A 20,050-nucleotide genomic window follows, 5' to 3' on the forward strand; every position below is an offset into this window, starting at 1 on the left:
TGGGACAATATGAAACGAGGCTATTATGAATAAAGCAATAAAACAATTTGTTAAAGATGAGGCATGGAGTCTGTTTATGAGTATCATGATTCCAATCATTATTTTAGGTGTTATTTATTATCAAAATGGAATCTATCTAGGTAGTGAAAAGACAGTTTTAGCTAGTGATGCCTACCCACAACTTTCTAATTTTTTAGCGAGTTTTCACAACGTTATGCATGGTAAGCAAAGCATTTTCTATACATGGTATGGTTCATTGGGACTTAATTATTGGTCACTAGCTGCTTACTACTTGAATGGGATCTTTACACCGCTAGTTTATTTTTTTAAGAATGAAGCCATCGCGGATACATTTTACTTACTGACATTACTCAAATTTGGTGCGATTGGCGGTAGCTTTTGGCTCTTTGCTAGGCAAACCTTTGATCTTTCTAAATGGTTATTAGCAGGTTTGAGTATTAGTTATGCTTTAATGGGTTTTTCTGTAGCATACTCTCCAATGTTGATGTGGTTGGATGCAATAATGTATCTGCCATTAGTGATTCTGGGAATTCATCGCTTGATGGATAAACGTAAATCGGGTGTATTATTTGTTAGCTACCTTTTATTGTTTTTATCTAATTTTTATTTAGCTTTTATGATCGGTGTTTTTTCTTTTCTCTATTACTGGGTAAGATATGGTACTGATCCAACTAGGTATAAAGCAAGTATTTTGTTATATTTAGTCACTGCTATTCTTGCGGGAACAGCTTCAATGATTACAGTTATCCCAACGGTCATTGATTTAAGTAGTAATGGCGAAACACTAAGCGAAATCAGTCAATTTTTAACGCCTGATACGGGTCCGTGGGATTTGGTCGTAAAAAGTATGACTGGCAAATATGATACAGCTAAATATAATGGTGCTCCGTTTATATACATAAGTTTGCTTTTTCTTTTGTTTGCCGGTGTTTATTTTTTCAGTAAAAGAATTAATTTACGAAACAAACTACTGTACGGTACGTTATGTTTATTTTTAGTATTGAGCATCTATATTCAGCCACTGAATTTATTTTGGCATGGTCTACATGCACCGAATATGTTGCTGTTCCGCTTTAGCTTTTTGCTTTCGTTTCTATTATTGACTCTTTCTGCGTATGGGTTGGAAGTACTTGAACAAGAGGCGGTTGATTCCTTGTTAAATAGCGCTATTTTGTTATTAGGCTTATTTTTAGCAGCGTTTTTACTGGCCAATAGAAAACGATATGATTATTTTTCAGGAAGAAATGTACTGATTACGTTAGGTTTTATTAGTGCGTATTTTATATTATCCTACTTATTAGTCAAAAAAAACGGCTGGAAACAGTTTATTTTTATTGCGATGTTGCTACTCGTTATTTGTGAAATGGCTTTTAATAGTCACGCAATGATTCAGGGAATAGCGAAAGACTGGGTTTATCCAGAACGAAGAGGATACACGCAAAAATATCATGAGATTCAAACGCTAGTTGATCAAACGAAAAAAGAACAGTCTGCGAGTTATCGAATGACTAATTTAGACCCCATTAGTGTGAACGAAAGTTTTAATTTTGGCTATAGTGGTGTTTCTATGTTTTCTTCTATTCGAAATCGTCATTCGTCAATGTATTTAAATGAGCTAGGTTTTCGTTCAGAAGGGACAAATTTAAATATCAATTATTCCAATAATACACTGATTATGGACTCTGTATTAGGGATTCAGTATAATCTGGCAAAAAACAATCCTAATAAATTTGGTTTTACAAAAGAAGCACAAAGTGGAGAGTACGGGTTATATAAAAATAAGTATGCATTACCACTAGGAATAGTGACAGATAAAGGAATTTATGCCGATGGAGCGGTACATAATCAGACAACTTTACTTGATTATCTAGCCGAAAGTCAGACGACATTTGTATCTTTTACTGAACCCAAAGAAATCAGTCATGAAAATGTCTTGATTCAAGAAGAAGGACCTGTAGTCTATTATTCAGAAGAAACACCGCAGGCCAAGAAAATTATGAGTTGGTCAATTTCAATCCCAGCACATACTCAGGCCTATTTAAGTTTGTATGACGTAAATGATTACTCTGTTGCATTCAAAACAAAAGTGGAAATAACAGTTGAAAATGAAGCTGCACGAGTGTATCAAATGAAGGATGTCGGACAATATTATGATCTGGGGAATTATGAAAAAGCAAAGATGATCCAGGTTAAAGTAGTTTTTTCTGGTTCACCGTTAGTCACTATTTTACGACCGGATGTTTTATTACTTGATACGGAGGCTTTTAAAACAACCATTGAAAAGATCAAAAAAAAGGGTGTTGCATTTGAGACGAGTGGACGAAAAGCCAAGGCTGAAGTTACGCTGGATAAAGAACAAGTGATAGTAACTACGATTCCTTATGATCAAGGGTGGTCGGTCAAAATTGATGGAAAAAAAACAGAAATCATCCAGTTTAAAGAGGCATTCTTAAGCGTTACTGTACCGCAAGGCAAACACACGATTGAATTTGTTTTTCTGCCTAAAGGCTTTAAAGCTGGTAGCATTTTGTTTGGTGGAAGTCTAACAATTTATGCCTGTTTTTATTGGTATAAAAGAAGGGATAGGATTAATTAATGAAAAAGAAGCATCGTTTTATTCTTTTGATGATTCCGTTGAGTATCTTCTTTTTATTTGGGTGTTCAAAAGAAGTAATTGAAACAAACAAACAAACAATTGAAGGTGAAGGCTTGACTTATGATTTACAACTTCCTAGAGGATGGAAAAAACAAGCAAATTATCAAACAATATATGGCCGTCAATCCGCTTTTGGAGCAGAAGATACTAAGAGTAAATCAGGGATGTCGGTTTTACTTTTTCCTAAAGAAGGGGTAGACCAAAAGGGGTTTGGCGAACGGACTAGAAAAGAATTGGCAGAGAAAAATAACTATAAAAAAGTTGATGGAGTGTATCTAAAAGAGTATACGATCAATGAAGCACCAGCTTATAAATTTACATTTGAAACAAGATTTGGAGACCAGAAGGTTTGGTCGCATTTCTATGCTATTTTTACAAAAAATGGTGTGATCGAAGTGATGTTTTATTCCGCACAAGATACAGCGTATAAAGAACGGGCTAAATTAATCGATGCTTCGATGGATACAGTGAAGGAAATCGCCTATGATGAAGTAGCGAATTCAGCTAAAGATGAAGAGAACTCAGACAAAATAGAAGTTGAAAATAACGAACTTTCTGCTGTGATCACAGGGATTCGAACGATTTCAGGAAAACATGAAGAGAAAATTTTTGTACTGCGCTATCAATTAACAAATCTAAGTGATCAAGTAATCAAACCTGTTGAGTGGCAAACGTTTATCGAGCTGAAGCAACAAGGAGTTCTTTTAGAAAAAGCAACCTTGCCAGAAAGTACGACTTCTTTTGATACTAAAGAATTAGTAGACGCTGGTGAAAAAGAGCTGAACAAAGGAGAATCAGTTGAGTCAGTCCTACTCTACAGGTTACCTGAGATAGTTAATATCCAACTTACATTTGATTCAACGCATTTTCCTAGACAAAAAACGTATACCTTACTTTTATCAAATAAAGAGGAGAAAAATAACGAATGAAAAGAGTAGCCATTGTTTTAGCAGTCTCATTACTTGCCATCATCGGTTGTACAGTCAAAGAAGATGGGACTAGTTCGTTGCGTAAAACCGATAGGCAGTATGTTTTGTATAAAGAACGAACGAAAGGATTTGGTAACTATGATTATCCAAACTTAAAAGAAACCGAAGCCGAAAAGCTGTTGACTGAAAAGTTCCAATTAGAACTGCCAACTCTGTACAACGAGATTCAACAGATTATAGAAAAAGAGTTGGAAGGAAATGATATTAAAGCTGCCAAACCAGTTTTTCAATTATTTGTCCAACCAACACAAGTGGTATTTACAAGAATGACTTCGTACGAGAAAAATAATCGACCTTATATTCATACAAAAATAGAGCTAAAATATTTTTTTGATGATGGAAAGAAAGTAGCGAAATTAAACAATCAGACTGTCATGCTGATCAATCAAACTACAGAATCAAAGGCTCTCTCTGAGAAGCTTCCGTTATTTACAAAGGAAGTCGGTAAAATGATTAATCTGAATGGACTAGAACAAGGATTGAGTAATTATGAAAAAAAAGTTCAAGCGTCAAAAGGTTTAATAGTTCAACAAGCAATATCTATCGCTGATAATAATAAAGAAGCGAAGAAAGAGAAAGGATTGTTGAAATCTATACAAGTTTCGTATGATGAACACGGCATTTTACGAGAATTGTATGGGAACATAGCTGATATAACAGAATAGGTAGTGACTGAAAGCAAGATAAACATATCTAGTGTTGAAAGCTAATTAGTGCTTTCAAAGTACCCGTAAGAGGTATGTTTTTCTCGCATATATTCTAGTTTAAGAATGAAGTAAGCTTGTTTCGTTTTACTTGTTTACATGGAGGAAATAATGGGGAAATTGAAAAAAAATAGTAGAATACGTATGCTTAGTAAACGACCATTGTTACTATATTATAGTGTATTTCTATTATTGAGCTTTTTTAGTATCTATTTTGTAATGATTCAAAACCGGCAATTATTTTATGGCGATGATCTTGGGTTTCATTTAGGCAGAATCGAAGGTGTGGCAATAGCATTTATAAAAGGGGACTATTTTCCTAGAATCAATTATTTTCTTACAGGAGGAATGGGCTACGCTACGGGGATTTTTTATCCGGAAATATTTTTATATCCAGCAGCATTATTACGAATCTCTGGCGTATCGTTAATACATAGTTATGTTATTTACGTATTTCTAATTAATTTTTTGACTTTTGTAATTGCCTACCATTCCTTTGATTATTTGAAACAAGCGCCCAGAAAAAGTCTACTTTTTGCAGTGTTGTATGGTTTATCAGCTTATCGTTTATCTGATGTATTGTATCGTGCTGCGGTAGGTGAGTATTTAGCCTTAATGGTGCTACCTTTTGTTTTTGTAGGAATTCACTTGATTATATTTGATTCATATAAAAAATGGTATGTACTATCAATTGGTATGGCTACTTTATTTATGGCTCATTTGTTAAGTAGTGGGATTATGATACTATTTATTTTTTGTTTGCTTATTTGTAACTGTGTCCGTTTGTGGCATGAAAAAATCCGGTTTATTGCGTTATTCAAAGCTGCGGGAGTAACGATTCTATTAGTCGCAGTTTTTCTTTGTCCAATGATTGAACAACTGAGCTTTCAGCATTTACGTGTTCAAGATACGCCCATGTTCTATTTACAAAAAATGGCTGAAACGCCACTGAACTATTTAGAGACGGCAGTTAAAAATATTCGGTTTAATAATATTGGTTTACTTGTTTTGTTTTTTTTGATTTTATTAGCAATTTGCATGATAAAACTTTCAAGTGAAAATAAACAATTAATAGGAATCAGTCTGCTATTTTTTTATGCTTCAACAAGTTTTTTTCCACATTGGCTTTTTCACGAAACGTTATTCAATTCGATTCAATTTCCATGGCGCTACTTCATGATTGTCACGTTTGGTGTACTGTGGGTATTGGCTGACAGTTTAGATCGGTTAGTTGCCAAACGACAGGGAGCAAAAGCGGTTCTTTATATTTTATTGTTTGTAGTTACGCTTTTTAGTACATTTGATATGGAACAAAAACTTAAACGTAGTACAAGGGCGACTGTTGACTATAGTTATTTTGAGCAAGTGGACGGCAGTAAAGAACTTGGATTTGGTGAAGAATTTTTACCTAGTGGTATGGAAAATTGGATGGCACCCACAGGTCTCTTATCCGAACCTACTACTATTAAAATAAGGAATATGTCTCGCTCCTATAGCACATTTTTTTTAGATTATGAAGCACCAGAAATGACCAATTTAATTTTTCCACTTATCTACTATAAAGGGTATGAAGTAAAAGTAGAAGGAGGAGGAACGGTTAGTAAAGTACATGATGCTGGACGTTTTAAAGACGGAAATATGCATGGCTTTGTGGAAGTTACAGTGGTAGGCAATGGGAAATTAACGCTTTGGTATGCAGGAACTTTCGTTCAAAAAATGTCTTTTTTGGTAACTTCAATCGCTTGGGTGGGGATGATAGGTGTTCTTTTATGGAGTAAAAAAATAGAAATTAAATCTTAGCATATAATCAGCACTATTTACCTAGGAAAATCTCGGACTTTAGATGGATGTATCTCTCAAGAAAAAACTTTACAATAAAGAAGTAGAGAAATGACAAAGAAAAAAAACACTAGATAAAGTTAAAAGAGATTGGGGAAATGGATCATGAAGCGTTTATTTAAATCAGTTGTGTTTGAGATGAGTCTGTATTATGGAGTGCTAGCAGTTGTGTTGCCGTTGATTTATGCAGTGACGTATCACGTCTCTTATCTATCTGTTTTTAGCGCTGAATGGTTTGCTGTGACAGTGTTCATGTATCCAGTTGTACTTGTCTTGTCAGCAATTCGTTATGGTTATGGACGTATGAGAAAGACTAGTCACTTCTAAATGAAATTGAAATAGGCTAGGACAGAAGTGCTCACTTCCATCCTAGCTTATTTTGAAATTCTATAAGGTTAATTGTTCCATATTAAACGCATCGGTCATAGCTGGTGTTGCTTCTTTCATTGGTGTAACAGATTCTAATTCACCTTGAACGGCGATTCGTGTTGTAGCGTACATGTCACCACATGTGATCAACGTGATCATTTTCTTGCCTGGAACGTCATCAATCAGTTCTACTCTGGAAGGATCGATTTTTTCAACATAAGTGATTTTATATGTATAAACATTATTTAAATCAGTCGTATAAATCAATTCTCCTGGTTTTGAATATTCCAATGGTGAAAATAAAGAAATCATGTCTTGTACACGATGACTAGCAAGGGCATAATTGCCTTTACCCATTTCTTGATCAGGCTTCATCGTTCCAGCACCAGTTAGTAACACAACATTGTCTAATCCTCTGAAAATCGGTAAGTTGATTTTGACATCAGGAAGAGCTACTGCACCAACAACAGGCAGGTTTTTATTTGATAACTGGGCTTTTAGAACAGCTTCTGTACTAAGCGATTCAACTGCAGCAAAGTCGAACGAAGTGTCCGTCTGATTGTTTTTTTCAACAATTTCAGGAGTTAATTTCTCTACTGCATATTCTTTTCCGTTTTGTTGGATCAACCAATTTCTGATTTGTGTATTAAAAACCAGAGCTAAACCAACGACCAATAATAAAAATAAAAATATATTGATCAGCCAATTTCTCTTTTTAGATTTTTTCTTTTTAGGGCGTTTATCTCTTGAGGCCATAAACTTCCTCCTTTTTTTATATAAGTGTATCATAAATCAATTTGAAACCCTAGTTTAAAATCTTTATTTTTTTATAAATATGCTTATTTAAAAGGATCCTTAAAAAAAGAGATAGATCGTGTTATTTTTTATTATATATCTGATACAAGAGAGAGATACAATTTAACTCTTTGTAACTGAATCTTAAAATAAAAGACACAAGCTTTTCTTCTCAAACTATTGTAAAATGTAAGAGAAGACAATTTGATGGGGGTGATGGAACAAATGTTGGACTTGATTTATGTACATATTGATATGACAAGTAATGCGGTATTGTCAAAAGGGATCACGCACGCAGATTTTACGCGGTCCATTGTTCATCACCCTAAGAACTTGCTTTTATTGAACCCTTCTGCAGAGGAAGGCGAATATGATATGCATAGTGGATTGAAGATTATCCGTGGGCAAGAGAATGTGGAACAATATTTTTCTACTGCTCACCGTCGGAAAATGAACGAAGAAATCAAGTGGATCGATTTTTCAGATGTTACAATGCTTAAAGAATTAACACCAATGGAAATTTCAGAACTGCTTTATTTTGGACATATGAAAACGAGTTTACATTCACCTTTCTTTTACAAATTACAAAATGATTTTGTCTTTTTTGAGTTTGTTGATCATATGACAAGGGTTTATTATCGTTATATTGACGAATTTTATCGAATTTTGGCGGACAAAATCACGCGAGTTATTTTAGAAAAAGTCAATGATCGTAAAACATTTTTTAAAAGAGGCATTCCAGTTGAGAAGTTAGATGCAGAATTATTGAAAGAAATGAAGCCAATCTTGCAAGAAGGGGTTGTTTTTTGTTTCGATCAAATGGATATCAAAGGAAAAGAATACCATATCCCGATTCATGTAGTGGAAGATTCTTTATGGAAAACGAAAAACTTTGCTTATCGTAATGAACCAGTGATTGCGATATTGATTTACCATACAGCCAAACGAACATGGCGTTTAATGCAAGAAGATGAATTTGGCTTTGTCGAATTACCAAGGCGAGCGTAAATATAGAAGAAAAAAAGAGTGGGACAGAGGTGTTAAACAGCAATAAGAAGCGTTTGCTCCTTATTGCTTGTTTATTCAGATTCCTTGAGGCGAAGATATGACTCGTAGAGTTATGTCTCCGCCTCTTTTTTGTGGATTCTATTAGATATTTTTTTGCAAACGTAAGCGTTTGGCAATCTTTTCGATAAGAAATAATGCAGGTAATTGTGAGGTTAGTTCAATTGTTTTGTCATGGTTATCACTCGTTTTATAGATAGTTTCTCTATTGATAGTATAGGGAATATTTAAGTCAGACATTCTACTGATAGTAGAGCTATCACTGTTTGTGATTGAAATGATCGTGCATTTTTTTGTGTTCAAGCGTTTGATATAATGAATGATTTCTTTGGTTTCACCAGTGACAGATAAGGCGATGACACAAGTTCTTTCTAATATGTCATCAGGAAACCATTCAATTGGATAGTTAGAAGGATCTTCAATTCGGAGTGCAGTTTGCGATAAATTTGTGAAATAAAGGGACCCGTAAGCAGCAATAGGCTCAGAAGAACCAGATCCAAGAAAAAGGACGAGGCCTTTGTCAGCAAGAAGTGCAACAGCTTGTTCGATTTTATCGTCGAGAAAGGGTTCGTTAACACGTTCTAAAAAATGAATATGCTGTGTTTCATCTACGTCAGCTATTTGGGCTTGGTTGATAGAGTCATAATATAATTGCAATTTTACTTTAAATTCGGAGAAACCATTGCATTCAAATTTGTGACAAAAGCGTAAAATACTGGCTGTGCTTGTGTGTGTTTCCTCTGCTAAATCTCTGATCCGCATGTACGTGACGATTTTTAAATGATTGGCAATATAATGATAAATCTCATATTCCAAAGGGTTTAAATCAGGAACATAATCTAAAAAAAGCATAGCGTCCTCCTTGTGGTTACAAACTGTGTCAAAATTGTGAGAAATAACAAAAAGTGTCACTTATCACAAAGGAATGAAAGCGCATAACAAACATTATAATCAATGCTATACTCCAATTATAGATTGTGAAAGCGCAATCTGCAAGTGGGGTAGATAGGAGAACTTGTTTCCGTGCCCAAGGGTTTTGCGAATTTAGTCTAATAATTGGAGGAATAAGGAATGAAAGTAGAATTTCCTAAGACGTTTTTTTGGGGTGCTGCTTCAAGTGCAACGCAATCAGAAGGGCGTATGGAACGCGATGGAAAAGGAGAAAATATTTGGGATTATTCATCAAAAGAGTACAATCATCGTTTTTATGACGGTGTCACAACAGAAAATACTTCTTTATTTTATCGTGACTATCAAAAGGATATCCAAAAAATGCACGATATTTCATTTAATTCGTTTCGAACATCTATTTCATGGTCTCGTTTGATACCGATGGGGACAGGAGAAGTCAATCCGGAAGCAGTAATTTTTTATAATAATGTGATTGATGAATTAATTGCAAAAGGAGTAGAACCGTTTATCAATCTGTATCATTTCGATATGCCAATGGTACTTCAAGAGAAAGGGGGATTTGAAAATGAAGAAGTAGTTGAAGCCTATAAGCAATATGCTAAAACATGTTTTGAGTTGTTTGGTGATCGGGTGAAGTATTGGTTTACGTTCAATGAACCGATGATTCCAGCAGAAGCAGGTTATCTGCATGACCGTCATTATCCGTATGTTGTAGACTTTAAACGAGCTGCAGCTGTTTTGCACAATATTATTTTAGCGCATTGTGAAGCAATCCAGGTATATCGAGAAATGAAATTAGAGGGAAAAATCGGGATCATTATGGATGTCATTCCAGTTTACCCACGTAGTCAAAATCCAGCTGATTTGTACGCTGCTGAAATGGCAGATCTGTTTTATACAAAGAGTTTGAATGATGCGATTCTAAAGGGCAAGTACCCAACGCGCTTGAAAGAGGTTTTAGAAGAATACGACCAATTGCCAAAAGTAACTAAGACACAGCTTCAATTGATTTCAGAAACTAAAATTGATTTATTAGGAATCAATTATTATCGTCCAAGAAGAGTGAAAGCGAAAGAATGTATACCCAATCCTCAAGGCGTTTTCTCACCAGAATGGTTTTTTGATGAATACGTTATGCCGGGCAGACGGATGAACACATCACGTGGCATTGAAATCTATCCTAAAGGAATTTACGATATTGCGAAAAAAATTCAAAATGAGTACGGTAATATTGATTGGTTTGTTTCTGAAAATGGTATCGGAATCGAAGGCGAAGAAGCATTTATTGACGCAGGAATTGTTCAAGATGATTATCGTATTGATTTTTTGAAGGAACATTTGAGTTATTTGAACCAAGCGATGGCAGAAGGAAGCAATTGTTTAGGGTACCATATGTGGACTTTTGTAGACTGTTGGTCGTGGGGAAATGCGTATAAAAACCGTTATGGTTTTTATCGTTTAGACTTAGAAACAGGAGAAAAGACAGTGAAAAAATCTGGCTTATGGTTTAAAGAAATGGTTGAAAATCACGGTTTCGATTAAAGAAAGGAAGAGTGATTCTTATGATGAAAACTCTTGATAATTTAGCGATGAAATTATTACCGATTGCAAATGCAATCGGTAATCAGCGACACTTACAGGCAATTAGAAATGGCTTGATTTCGATTTTACCACTCACTATTGTGGGGTCCTTTTTTACAATCCTACTGAACTTACCAATCCCTGGATACTCTGACATGATTGCGCCTTATTTAGCCGCGTTAGATGTTCCTTTTCGCTTCACTGTAGGGTTGATGTCTTTGTATGCAGCTTTTACAATAGGATCGTTTCTTGGAAACACGTATAAGCTAGATAAGATCACCAGTGGCTTTCTTTCCATGCTAGCGACGCTTTTGATGGTTATGCCAGTTAATCTTCAAGAAGGTGTAGATGTTGCCGGAAACGTTGTGGCAGGCGGTCGTTATATCCCAATCACACCGTTAGGCTCACAAGGATTGTTCGGAGCGATTGTTGCCGCGTTGATTTCTGTGGAGATTTACCGTTTCACAAAAGAGAAAAAATTAGAAATCAAAATGCCAGAAGGCGTGCCACCAGTTGTAGGAGAATCTTTTGCGGCGCTTTTGCCTACATTATTAGTAATCTTAATTTTTTGGATTCCGCGTCACTTTTTTAATTTTAATTTAAACGACTTGCTAAGTGTGGCTATTTCACCTTTGAAGGTCTTTTTAACAGGAAATAATATTTTTGGCGGTATTATTACACAATTTATGATTTGTTTATTTTGGGCTTTAGGAATTCATGGACATGCAGTTCTTGGGCCAATCATCCGTCCATTTTGGGATCAGGCGATTATAGAGAATGCAGAGTTGTTCCAAAATGGGACGAGTGCATTTCAACTACCCAATATTTTTACAGAACAATTTTACCAATGGTATGCACAAATGGGTGGGACAGGCGCAACGTTAGCACTTGTTTTCTTATTTTTGTTCTCCAAATCAAAATACCTGAAGCAATTAGGAAAATTATCGATTTTACCAGGTATCTTCAATATCAATGAACCCGTTATCTTCGGAACACCGATCGTGATGAATCCGTTACTTGCCATTCCGTTTATTTTAGTTCCGATTGTGAATACGATTTTGGTGTATATTGTGACAGCATTGGGTTGGATGCCAAAAATGATGGTCAAGCCACCTTTTTCAATTCCAGCACCTTTAGGAGCATTGATTACGTCTAATTGGAATTGGGTAGCGTGCGTAATGGTATTTGTTTGCTTTGCTGTCTCGTTAGCTATTTATTATCCATTCTTTAAAATGTTCGAAAAAATCCAAGTAGAGCAAGAGCAACAAGCCGAAGCAGATTCTGTTGTATCAACTGAGGAAATTTAAAAAAGTATCGGGGGCGAAGAGATGATATACGCTATTAGTGGCTGTATTATTTTTGCTACACATTATTTATTGAGGGAAAATCAGTGGTTACTTCAAAAGAAACTATGGCAATTGATCATAAGTGCCATTTTGATTGTAGGCGTTACGATTTTATTGAGTACGTGGATTGGTTCGTTATTTCCAGTGATTGGGTCAACGTTAGTCTGTGCAACGATTTTGCAAATCAAGTATACCCATCAATTGGCTATTCAACGATTAGGGTAGAAAAATAGGAAACCGCTTATTTTGGTGCTAAGTGACTGGGGTGTAACTTGTAAAGTTATGTCCCAGCCACTTTCTGTTTCCAATTGTTTGTTTAGCCATTTTCGCATTTCCACAGTTCATAGAAAGTTGCTAAACGCTTGATATGGAGAGGAATACGCTCTGGCGAGGCTTCTAAAAAGGTCAACGCATTATTTTCTGCAGCAATCATTCGTTGATCAACAGAAGCCTTGATTTTTTCCATTTCTTGTTCTAGCATGTGGAGATTATCTGCTAAACGTAACTGTTCAGTAACCGTTTCTGGTTCATTAGGAAACTGTCTTTCTAGCTCTTTTTTTAATTCTTCACGAACATGAGGATAATACTGTGCGGGATTCATTTCTACATTTATTTTAGGGCGTTTTTCACTCATCGGGTCTCTCCTTCGATGTTTTTGAAGCAAGAGGAGGGACTAAGTGAAGGTCAGGTTTCTTTGGCGGTTGTTCAATATTGGACAACTTTTCCACTAATTTTTGTGTATCTTGAATGGTTTCAAGCATACGTGCCATTATTTCACTCGCATTTTTTTCAACAGTCGCATGCATTTGTTGTTGTTTAGTGACGGCTTCCTCGCCTAGTTTTCGAATAAGCTCTTTTTGTCGTTCTTTTTCACGCTCAAGCTCTTTTTCATCCATAAAGCCACCTCATTTTTCTTTAGTTTAGTATAATCAGCTATTATATCAAGTATCAACAATATTACCGATTTCAGCAAGCATAAACACTGCAATCGATTGATTTAGCTTGAAATGTAAGCGAAAGCCATAATTAATCAATGTTTCTGTCTTTTTTAGTTAGTGGCTCTCTTTTTCTGTGAGCGGTATAGCTCACAGAGAAGCACTCGTTTTCTATAGCGATTGAATTTTTGTGGTCTGTTGTTTTATGGCCTCTTTTACTTTTTTTCCTGCTTGTCCTTTTAGAGAATTGCCTAAATTACTGGATAAACTTTCTAACGAACATTTCAATTCATTTATGTACGTATCCGTTATTGATTTTATTTCTTGTTCTCTTGATGCGTGGTCCATGAGTGCGGCAGTTCCTACGAAAGAACGAATATTATTTTTTTGTCTCGCTTTTCTAAGTTCCTTTAATCCAGCTTCATCAAGAATTTCATCTGTGAATATTTCTGCCATGCTTTCTAAAATCCCCCTTTCAATTTTCTAGATTACGTAGTTCTTTTTTATAGTTTTGTTCTAACTCTTCCAGTTCGTTTAAGATCTTTTTTCTTTCCCGATGAAATAAATCTTCCAATGCCATTGATTCGTTTTGGAAGTGATGGTACGCTTCAGATATGGCTTCGCGACCAAAAGGGAGCTGGCCTGCCCAATACTCTGTTTCGTTGATATAATCATCTATTTCTTGAAATACTTTTGTTTTGTGCCAGGCCAATTGATCTTCTTTTTCCTCACACATACGCACTTCTTTCATATAATCTAGTTTTAGTTCTTCTTCTTTATCCATTCTTAACGCATTCCTTTATGGTTATTCTGGTTGAAATTGTTTCGCTAATTGCTGATCAACAGATAACAGTTTTTCAATACTTCCATGAATTTCCGTTTTGAGCGTATCACAACTACTCGCGATTTCTCTGTATTCAGCAATTTTGGCTTCATTTCTCTCTCTTGGTTGATTGGAAATGATTGATTCACTGACGCCTATAGATTCAAGTGCATCTAATACTTCCGAATCGCTTAGATCATGCCCTAATACCGTTCCTGCTCTTAATGATTTTTGCCAAGATTGTTCTGCTTTTTCTGTTTGCCGACGGAGGAAACTTTCAGCTTCCAAAAACGTCGCGTTGACCGTGCTCATTTGCGCATTTAACACAAGAAGTGCCTCAACGCTGTCTAAGAAAATCGCTTCATTAGCTGATAAACCACCACCACTTTTCTTTAACTTGTTCCGCAAGAACTTCATCCAATTTTTTGTGCTGCTAAGAACACCTAATAACTGTTGTTTATCATTCTCAGCTCTTTTTTTAATCGCGTTTACATTGAACGCATTGTCAGGAATCAACAGTCGACCTGTCTTCTTATCAAATTTCCACATAGCAAGACTATGATATGCTCCACCCAATCGATCAGACACCTTGCCATCTTTTTCCATATCAATAATAAGTGCAAACTCTCGACCGGTAACTCGAATACCTCCGACAGCATCGTTCCTATTTCGATAATTGTAAAACATGCCTGGGTTGTCTTTTGCCCATTTTTTCCCATCCTTTGACATCATGCTTCCTGCATATGGGCCATTGAATCCTACGTTAAGCCATTTGTTTTCTGCGGCAATGTAAAATGCTAAACTTTCTCCTAAAGAATGCCCCGTCGTTGTAATTGTCGCAAAAGGATACTGATTTCTAATAGAGTCTGCGAATTGTTGAGCTGTGAGAGACTGAGGATCCGTAGATCTTGGAGCTTCAAACCAATCAAAGGATTTTAGTTTATCGCTTCCAGCACCAACTGTTTGTATATCTGTCGCTATATCTAATTTGTCTGATGAATTCGTCCCGGCATAGGCGATCACTACTTGTGACGTGTCTACTTTTCCGTTAACTACTGGGGCGACGGCCATTGCTTGCATTCCGTTTTTAGGTTCGTGTTTAACGTCGAGAATTTTGTATTCAATTCCTGCTAGTTCTCTAACAGCCCCTGTTTTCATTGTTGAATCGTAATCTTCATGCTTAGGATCTAGCCAATAAACTTCCTCACTTATTTGATTGTATTCTTTATCTGTAAACATCTATAATTTGTCCTCCTCTCTATTTGAGTAATGAACTATAATTTTTTTAGTCGTGACTCCTTTAACTTGCGCGTTCCTATTTTCAATACCGTAGCTACCTATTTCATCACGCTCTTTCCAAAAACTGTATGTAAACTCAACTGCTTCATTATCTGAAGTTATCAATTTTACAAACATACGGTATGCTCCTGTCATTTTATTGTACGAAGTTTTTTTAAATTCTACAGATTTGATATTAGCAAATGTTTGTTTTAAAACAATTGCAGATTCTCTTTCTGTTTCCAATAAATCTCGTTGTTCTTCCATAGCTGTTTCTTCTGCTTTTTTGTCCATATACAATTTCCCTCCAAATCCAATAAGCACTATGGCGATAATACCAACTAGTATAATAATTCGTTTATTCATGATATCCTCCTGAAGATAGGTGATAAATTAATTGTATCACAGTGAATAAAATACTTTTCTTGTTTTTTTTTTATAGGACAACATCTAACGAAAATAAAGTCACAAGACTTTAAGTGTCTCACTTCCTTCATGTTTGTATATCTGTCGCTAAATCAAAACGATCCGATTGATCCATTCCCACAACTGCCATTGCTTACATTCCGTTTTTGGGTTCATGTTTAACATCAAGAATTTTGTACTTTTTTCCATTAATTTTTCGAGTTTCGTCTTTTTTATTTTCGGATCATACTTATTATGTATAGGATCTATCCAATACGCAGTATCACTTATCTTATTGTAATCTTCATCAGTTATAGTCACTGTTTTCCTCCTGTACCATCAGAATAAATTACTTCTACTTCACTTACAGTCTTTCCTTCTTTTTGAACCTCTTCATCTGCAACACCATAATTTTTTAATTCAGTTTCCCCTTTTACATAAATAGCATCGAATTCAACTTCTGTGCCCAAGTTATTTTTCATCAAAAAAATGATTTGATATGAGTCTGTCATATTATTAGGTTCATCACTATGTTCAATTTTTACAAAAGCCACATCTGAAAATGTATTCTTAAGTGCCACTATAGAATCCCGTTCTATTGCTAGTAAATTCTTTTGTTCTTCTTTTGCTTTTTCGTCTGCTCGATAATCCACATAAATTTTTCCTCCTAACCCAATAAACATTATAGCAATAGCTGCTAGCATGACAATCCGTTTATTCATTGTATCCTCCTAAAGATAGATGGTAATTTAATTGCAATATAATATAAATGATTTTATTAAAAATTTCCTAAATAGCGTTCTTTAATTTACAACTTATCGTTATTTCTATTAACACAAGCCAAGACGCCCACCTGTCACAACTGATTAGTAAACACTTTTTTGTGGATTCAAGCTTTAAGTACTGGCTTTCACAGCTCACAGTGCTTCAAATCAATCAAATGATTTCAGTTTATCGCTTCCTGCACCAACTGTTTGTATATCTATCGCTATATCTAATTTGTTTGATTGATTCGTTCCGGCATAGGCGATCACTACTTGTGACGTGTCTGCTTTTCCGTTAACTACTGGGGCAACGGCCATTGCTTGCATTCCGTTTTTTGTGTTATCTTCTGCTTTTAAAATTTTATATTGTTTATTCTCTCCATTAATTTTCTTAGGTATTTCTCTGATTTCATTTTCTTTTGGAGTGAAACCTTTATTATCTTTCTTCTCATCTATCCAATAAGAAATATCTGAAAAATATAGTAACTCATTCTCTGAAAAACTCAACTGTCCCAACCTCCGTAGCTAACTTTTACTTGTTTTAATTCTTTCGAAATTTGATCTCCATTTAACTCACTCTCTCTTTTTTTCATGTCAGGATTAACTACTGATTCATTTCCATACATTTCATTTTTAGAGAATAGGTACGAATATCCTTCATCTCCATTTAGTGTAAAAGCATAATGAGTATATCCTGTCATGTTGTTTTCTTGTACCATTGTAAAAGTAATTTCTTTCACATCTTCATATGTTTTTATTACATCTACTACTATTTTTTCTTCATTTTTTCTATATGTACCTATTACTTTATCTTCTTCTTCTTCTTTATTCATATACGATTTTCCTCCAAATCCTATTCCTAATACAATTAAAACGACAATAATAAATACTATTATTTTATTTCTTATAGCCATCACTTTTTCTCCAATCTACAGCAGCATCCATCATCCATTTGTTTTCTGCGGCAATGTAAAATGCTAAACTTTCTCCTAAAGAATGCCCCGTAGTTGTAATTGTCGCAAAAGGATACTGATTTCTAATAGAGTCTGCGAATTGTTGAGCTGTGAGAGACTGAGGATCCGTAGATCTTGGAGCTTCAAACCAATCAAAGGATTTTAGTTTATCGCTTCCAGCACCAACTGTTTGTATATCTGTCGCTATATCTAATTTGTCTGATGAATTTGTCCCGGCATAGGCGATCACTACTTGTGATGTGTCTACTTTTCCGTTAACTAATGGGGCGACGGCCATTGCTTGCATTCCGTTTTTAGGTTCGTGTTTGGTATCGAGAATTTTGTATTTTACACTATTAAATTCTATGGTAGCTCCTTCTTTTAGATTAGGATTATATTTAGGATGCTTAGGGTCTGTCCTATATACTCTATCACTGATTTCTTTGTACTCTTTTTCTGAAATCATTTAAATCCCCCCCTTTTCTCCGTTTGTATAAACTACATCTACTTTACTTGTCGTAGCTCCATTTTTTTGAATTCCTTCGTCTATCACATCTATACTTCCAATATCATTGGCTTCTTTCCAATAACTAAAATTGACAGTAACAGATTGGCTATTTTTTGAAGTAATTGTTACACTCATATCATATGAGCCTGTTATTTTATCCGGTCCATAGCTATCTATAAAAACTATTTTTTTTAGATTTTGGTATTTATTTTTTAAAACAATTGCAGATTCTCTTTCTGTTTCTAATAAATTTCGTTGTTCTTCCTTAGCTTTTTCTTCTGCTTTTTTGTCCATATACAATTTCCCTCCAAATCCCATAAACACTATGGCGATAATTCCAATTAGTATGATAATTCGTTTATTCATGATAACCTCCTGAAGATAGGGAATAAATTAATTGTATCACATTGATAAAAATATTTTCATGTTTTTTTATAGAACAACATTTCACGAAAATAACGTCACAAGATTTTAAGTGTCTTAATTCCCTCAATTAGATATATCTGTCGCTATATCTAATTTGTCTGATGAATTTGTTCCGGCATAGGCGATCACTACTTGTGATGTGTCTACTTTTCCGTTAACTATTGGGGCGACGGCCATTGCTTGCATTCCGTTTTTGGTTCGTGTTTGGTATCGAGAATTTTGTATTCAGAGTTATTAAATGTGATTTATAGTCTTCATGTTTAGGATCAATCCAATACGCTATTTCGCTAAGTTTTTTATAATCTTGTTCTGTAATAGTCATACTCTATCTGTCTCCCCATTATAGAAAATAACTTGTATAACATCTTTTGTTTCGCCCTTTATCTGTACGTTTTCATCTTCTATTATATAACTTTCTAATTCTTCTTTTCCCTTTATATAAATAGCAAAAAAAGTAGTTGATTTTCCTTCTTTATTAGTCATAGTTAATACTAATCCATATGATCCAGTCATTTTATTCTCATCTGGATTTTCTTCAAATTTTAATGAAGTAATGTTTTTAAATGAGTTCTTCAAAGCAATAGTTGCTTTTTTTTGAATTTCCAATAAATTTCGTTGTTCTTCCTTAGCTGTTTCCTCTGCTCTTTTATCCATATACAATTTCCCTCCAAATCCTATCCCTAATACAATTAAAACGACAAAAATTGCTCCTATTATTTTGCTTTTTTTAATCAATTGTTTTTCTCCAATCTACAGCAACAGCTCTAATCTGATGAAAGCTGCCTTGTCTTTTTTAATTTCGTATAGTTCGTGACCGATCTCAGAAGAACTAGTTGGGTTTGATTGAGCAAACCTATTATTAGTTTATCACAAAAAGTTATCTATTTTTACCAAACGATGAAAAGAATTCCTGTATTTATGATTCAAATCGAGGAAAACAAATACTAAAAGTAGCGCTTAAATGTAAAGTATTAGGCAGCACAAAGTACAGATTGGAAGGGTTTGTATCTAAAATAAAGAATTAATGATGCGTTGCTTGGTAGCTAGAGAAGAGGTATGTTGGAAGAGTGACCCTATATTTCCTATGATTCGATTGTGTTATCATTCTTCAGTTGACAGTACATTCGTTTTTTGAAGAATAAACAAGGCGTAATAAAAGTAGGTCATCTTTCACCCGTAAATTACCGGGGAAAAATGACCTACTGTGATGTTTTTTGTAGTATCAAAAGGCGTTTGCTGTTATCGTTTAGCTGCTCTTTTTTTCTTCTGTTTCATTCTCTTTATCTTTCAGTGCATCTTCAATTTCTTTATGCAAGAAGTAAGAGATCACCGTTCGAATTACCACTAAAATGGCTAATTTCAAAATATCTTGAAAGGTCGGTTTGATGATCGATTCAATAATATCTGCTGCAATTAGTATTTCTAAACTGAGTAAAATGTAGCTCCCTAAAAAACTTTTGATAAAATTATTTTGACGGGCCATTACTACACGATTACGATCAGTTCGTTCGCTTTTTAGAAAATCAATACCAGCCATGATCACACCCCAAATCAAGACGACGATAGAAAAAATATTCAATGCTAAAATGAATAAGTCAAAGAATGGAATCAGGTTATCCATTATATTTTGGGCCAAATCATGCATACATTATTCCTCCAATTGTTATAAACGCGAAATGAC

The 20,050-nt window shown here is 34.9% G+C and carries 24 protein-coding genes and 1 pseudogene; 9 read left to right on the plus strand and 16 right to left on the minus strand.

All coding sequences use genetic code 11. From position 1 onward, the window contains the following. Positions 1–25 precede the first annotated feature (25 nt). The 5 genes from I586_RS14160 to I586_RS14180 all read left to right on the plus strand — a co-directional run bounded on the left by I586_RS14160 (position 26) and on the right by I586_RS14180 (position 6,536). Entirely contained in the window at positions 26–2,617 is a 2,592-nt protein-coding gene (locus I586_RS14160; RefSeq protein WP_010763553.1) for a YfhO family protein, read from the plus strand. Next, on the plus strand, positions 2,617–3,606 hold the full coding sequence (locus I586_RS14165) for a DUF5067 domain-containing protein (protein WP_010763554.1): 990 nt from the start codon (positions 2,617–2,619) through the stop codon (positions 3,604–3,606). Before I586_RS14160 ends, I586_RS14165 begins: the two co-directional genes overlap by 1 nt. Beyond that, positions 3,603–4,331, plus strand: coding sequence for a hypothetical protein (locus I586_RS14170; protein WP_010763555.1), 729 nt, complete (start codon positions 3,603–3,605; stop codon positions 4,329–4,331). The genes I586_RS14165 and I586_RS14170 overlap by 4 nt, the downstream gene beginning before the upstream one ends. Before the next feature lie 150 nt (positions 4,332–4,481). Then, positions 4,482–6,170, plus strand: a complete 1,689-nt coding sequence (locus I586_RS14175; RefSeq protein ID WP_010763556.1) for a glycosyltransferase family protein — start codon at positions 4,482–4,484, stop codon at positions 6,168–6,170. Positions 6,171–6,314: 144 nt separating this feature from the next. After that, the gene (locus tag I586_RS14180; protein WP_010763557.1) at positions 6,315–6,536 is read left to right on the plus strand and encodes a hypothetical protein; all 222 of its coding nucleotides are present in this window, start codon (positions 6,315–6,317) and stop codon (positions 6,534–6,536) included. A 60-nt stretch (positions 6,537–6,596) separates the two neighbouring features. Here the strand turns inward: I586_RS14180 and I586_RS14185 are convergent, their stop codons facing one another. Beyond that, entirely contained in the window at positions 6,597–7,334 is a 738-nt protein-coding gene (locus tag I586_RS14185; RefSeq protein ID WP_010763558.1) for a class A sortase, read from the minus strand. A 264-nt stretch (positions 7,335–7,598) separates the two neighbouring features. On the opposite strand from I586_RS14185, the gene I586_RS14190 reads away from it, so the two are divergent. After that, positions 7,599–8,381 (plus strand): hypothetical protein, encoded by a 783-nt coding sequence (locus tag I586_RS14190; RefSeq protein WP_034702706.1) that lies wholly within the window; start codon positions 7,599–7,601, stop codon positions 8,379–8,381. Between the two features lie 141 nt (positions 8,382–8,522). On the opposite strand, the gene I586_RS14195 is transcribed toward I586_RS14190, so the two are convergent. Continuing rightward, positions 8,523–9,290, minus strand: a complete 768-nt coding sequence (locus I586_RS14195; protein ID WP_010763560.1) for a MurR/RpiR family transcriptional regulator — start codon at positions 9,288–9,290, stop codon at positions 8,523–8,525. Between the two features lie 219 nt (positions 9,291–9,509). On the opposite strand from I586_RS14195, the gene I586_RS14200 reads away from it, so the two are divergent. The 3 genes from I586_RS14200 to I586_RS14210 are packed head-to-tail and all read left to right on the plus strand — an operon-like array spanning position 9,510 to position 12,502. Then, positions 9,510–10,892: a glycoside hydrolase family 1 protein gene (locus I586_RS14200; protein WP_010763561.1), complete on the plus strand. Its 1,383-nt coding sequence runs from the start codon at positions 9,510–9,512 to the stop codon at positions 10,890–10,892. 23 nt (positions 10,893–10,915) lie between these two features. Further along, a complete protein-coding gene (locus tag I586_RS14205; protein ID WP_034702710.1) occupies positions 10,916–12,238 on the plus strand; it encodes a PTS sugar transporter subunit IIC in 1,323 nt (440 codons plus the stop codon). A gap of 21 nt (positions 12,239–12,259) precedes the next feature. Next, positions 12,260–12,502, plus strand: coding sequence for a hypothetical protein (locus I586_RS14210; RefSeq protein WP_010763563.1), 243 nt, complete (start codon positions 12,260–12,262; stop codon positions 12,500–12,502). 91 nt (positions 12,503–12,593) lie between these two features. Here I586_RS14210 and I586_RS14215 read toward each other — a convergent pair whose 3' ends face one another. From I586_RS14215 to I586_RS14280, 14 genes and pseudogenes are all read right to left on the minus strand, one after another. Continuing rightward, entirely contained in the window at positions 12,594–12,911 is a 318-nt protein-coding gene (locus tag I586_RS14215) for a hypothetical protein (RefSeq protein ID WP_010763564.1), read from the minus strand. Continuing rightward, positions 12,904–13,173, minus strand: a complete 270-nt coding sequence (locus I586_RS14220; protein WP_010763565.1) for a hypothetical protein — start codon at positions 13,171–13,173, stop codon at positions 12,904–12,906. The genes I586_RS14215 and I586_RS14220 overlap by 8 nt, the downstream gene beginning before the upstream one ends. A 210-nt stretch (positions 13,174–13,383) precedes the next feature. Next, entirely contained in the window at positions 13,384–13,668 is a 285-nt protein-coding gene (locus I586_RS14225) for a hypothetical protein (protein ID WP_010763566.1), read from the minus strand. Between the two features lie 19 nt (positions 13,669–13,687). Further along, the gene (locus I586_RS14230) at positions 13,688–13,996 is read right to left on the minus strand and encodes a hypothetical protein (protein WP_010763567.1); all 309 of its coding nucleotides are present in this window, start codon (positions 13,994–13,996) and stop codon (positions 13,688–13,690) included. Positions 13,997–14,017: 21 nt separating this feature from the next. Continuing rightward, on the minus strand, positions 14,018–15,274 hold the full coding sequence (locus tag I586_RS14235; protein WP_016249982.1) for an alpha/beta hydrolase family protein: 1,257 nt from the start codon (positions 15,272–15,274) through the stop codon (positions 14,018–14,020). Further along, positions 15,275–15,679 (minus strand): hypothetical protein, encoded by a 405-nt coding sequence (locus I586_RS14240; protein ID WP_010766705.1) that lies wholly within the window; start codon positions 15,677–15,679, stop codon positions 15,275–15,277. Positions 15,680–15,826: 147 nt separating this feature from the next. Then, on the minus strand, positions 15,827–16,039 hold the full coding sequence (locus I586_RS14245; RefSeq protein ID WP_010766706.1) for a hypothetical protein: 213 nt from the start codon (positions 16,037–16,039) through the stop codon (positions 15,827–15,829). Then, on the minus strand, positions 16,036–16,440 hold the full coding sequence (locus I586_RS14250) for a hypothetical protein (RefSeq protein WP_010766707.1): 405 nt from the start codon (positions 16,438–16,440) through the stop codon (positions 16,036–16,038). Before I586_RS14250 ends, I586_RS14245 begins: the two co-directional genes overlap by 4 nt. Positions 16,441–16,665: 225 nt before the next feature. Further along, positions 16,666–16,854: pseudogene (locus I586_RS17590) on the minus strand (triacylglycerol lipase); the annotation flags it as partial. A gap of 131 nt (positions 16,855–16,985) precedes the next feature. Beyond that, a complete protein-coding gene (locus I586_RS14260) occupies positions 16,986–17,396 on the minus strand; it encodes a hypothetical protein (RefSeq protein ID WP_010766709.1) in 411 nt (136 codons plus the stop codon). Next, entirely contained in the window at positions 17,380–17,901 is a 522-nt protein-coding gene (locus I586_RS14265; RefSeq protein ID WP_016249983.1) for an alpha/beta hydrolase family protein, read from the minus strand. The genes I586_RS14260 and I586_RS14265 overlap by 17 nt, the downstream gene beginning before the upstream one ends. Further along, positions 17,902–18,309: a hypothetical protein gene (locus I586_RS14270; protein ID WP_010763569.1), complete on the minus strand. Its 408-nt coding sequence runs from the start codon at positions 18,307–18,309 to the stop codon at positions 17,902–17,904. Between the two features lie 378 nt (positions 18,310–18,687). Further along, positions 18,688–19,104, minus strand: coding sequence for a hypothetical protein (locus I586_RS14275; protein WP_010763572.1), 417 nt, complete (start codon positions 19,102–19,104; stop codon positions 18,688–18,690). 511 nt (positions 19,105–19,615) lie between these two features. Next, positions 19,616–20,014 carry a DUF1622 domain-containing protein gene (locus I586_RS14280; protein ID WP_010763573.1) on the minus strand — a complete coding sequence of 133 codons (399 nt, stop codon included), beginning with the start codon at positions 20,012–20,014 and terminating at the stop codon, positions 19,616–19,618. Positions 20,015–20,050: the final 36 nt, after the last annotated feature.

This window comes from Enterococcus moraviensis ATCC BAA-383 (assembly GCF_000407445.1).
GTDB classification, from domain to species: Bacteria; Bacillota; Bacilli; order Lactobacillales; family Enterococcaceae; genus Enterococcus_L; species Enterococcus_L moraviensis.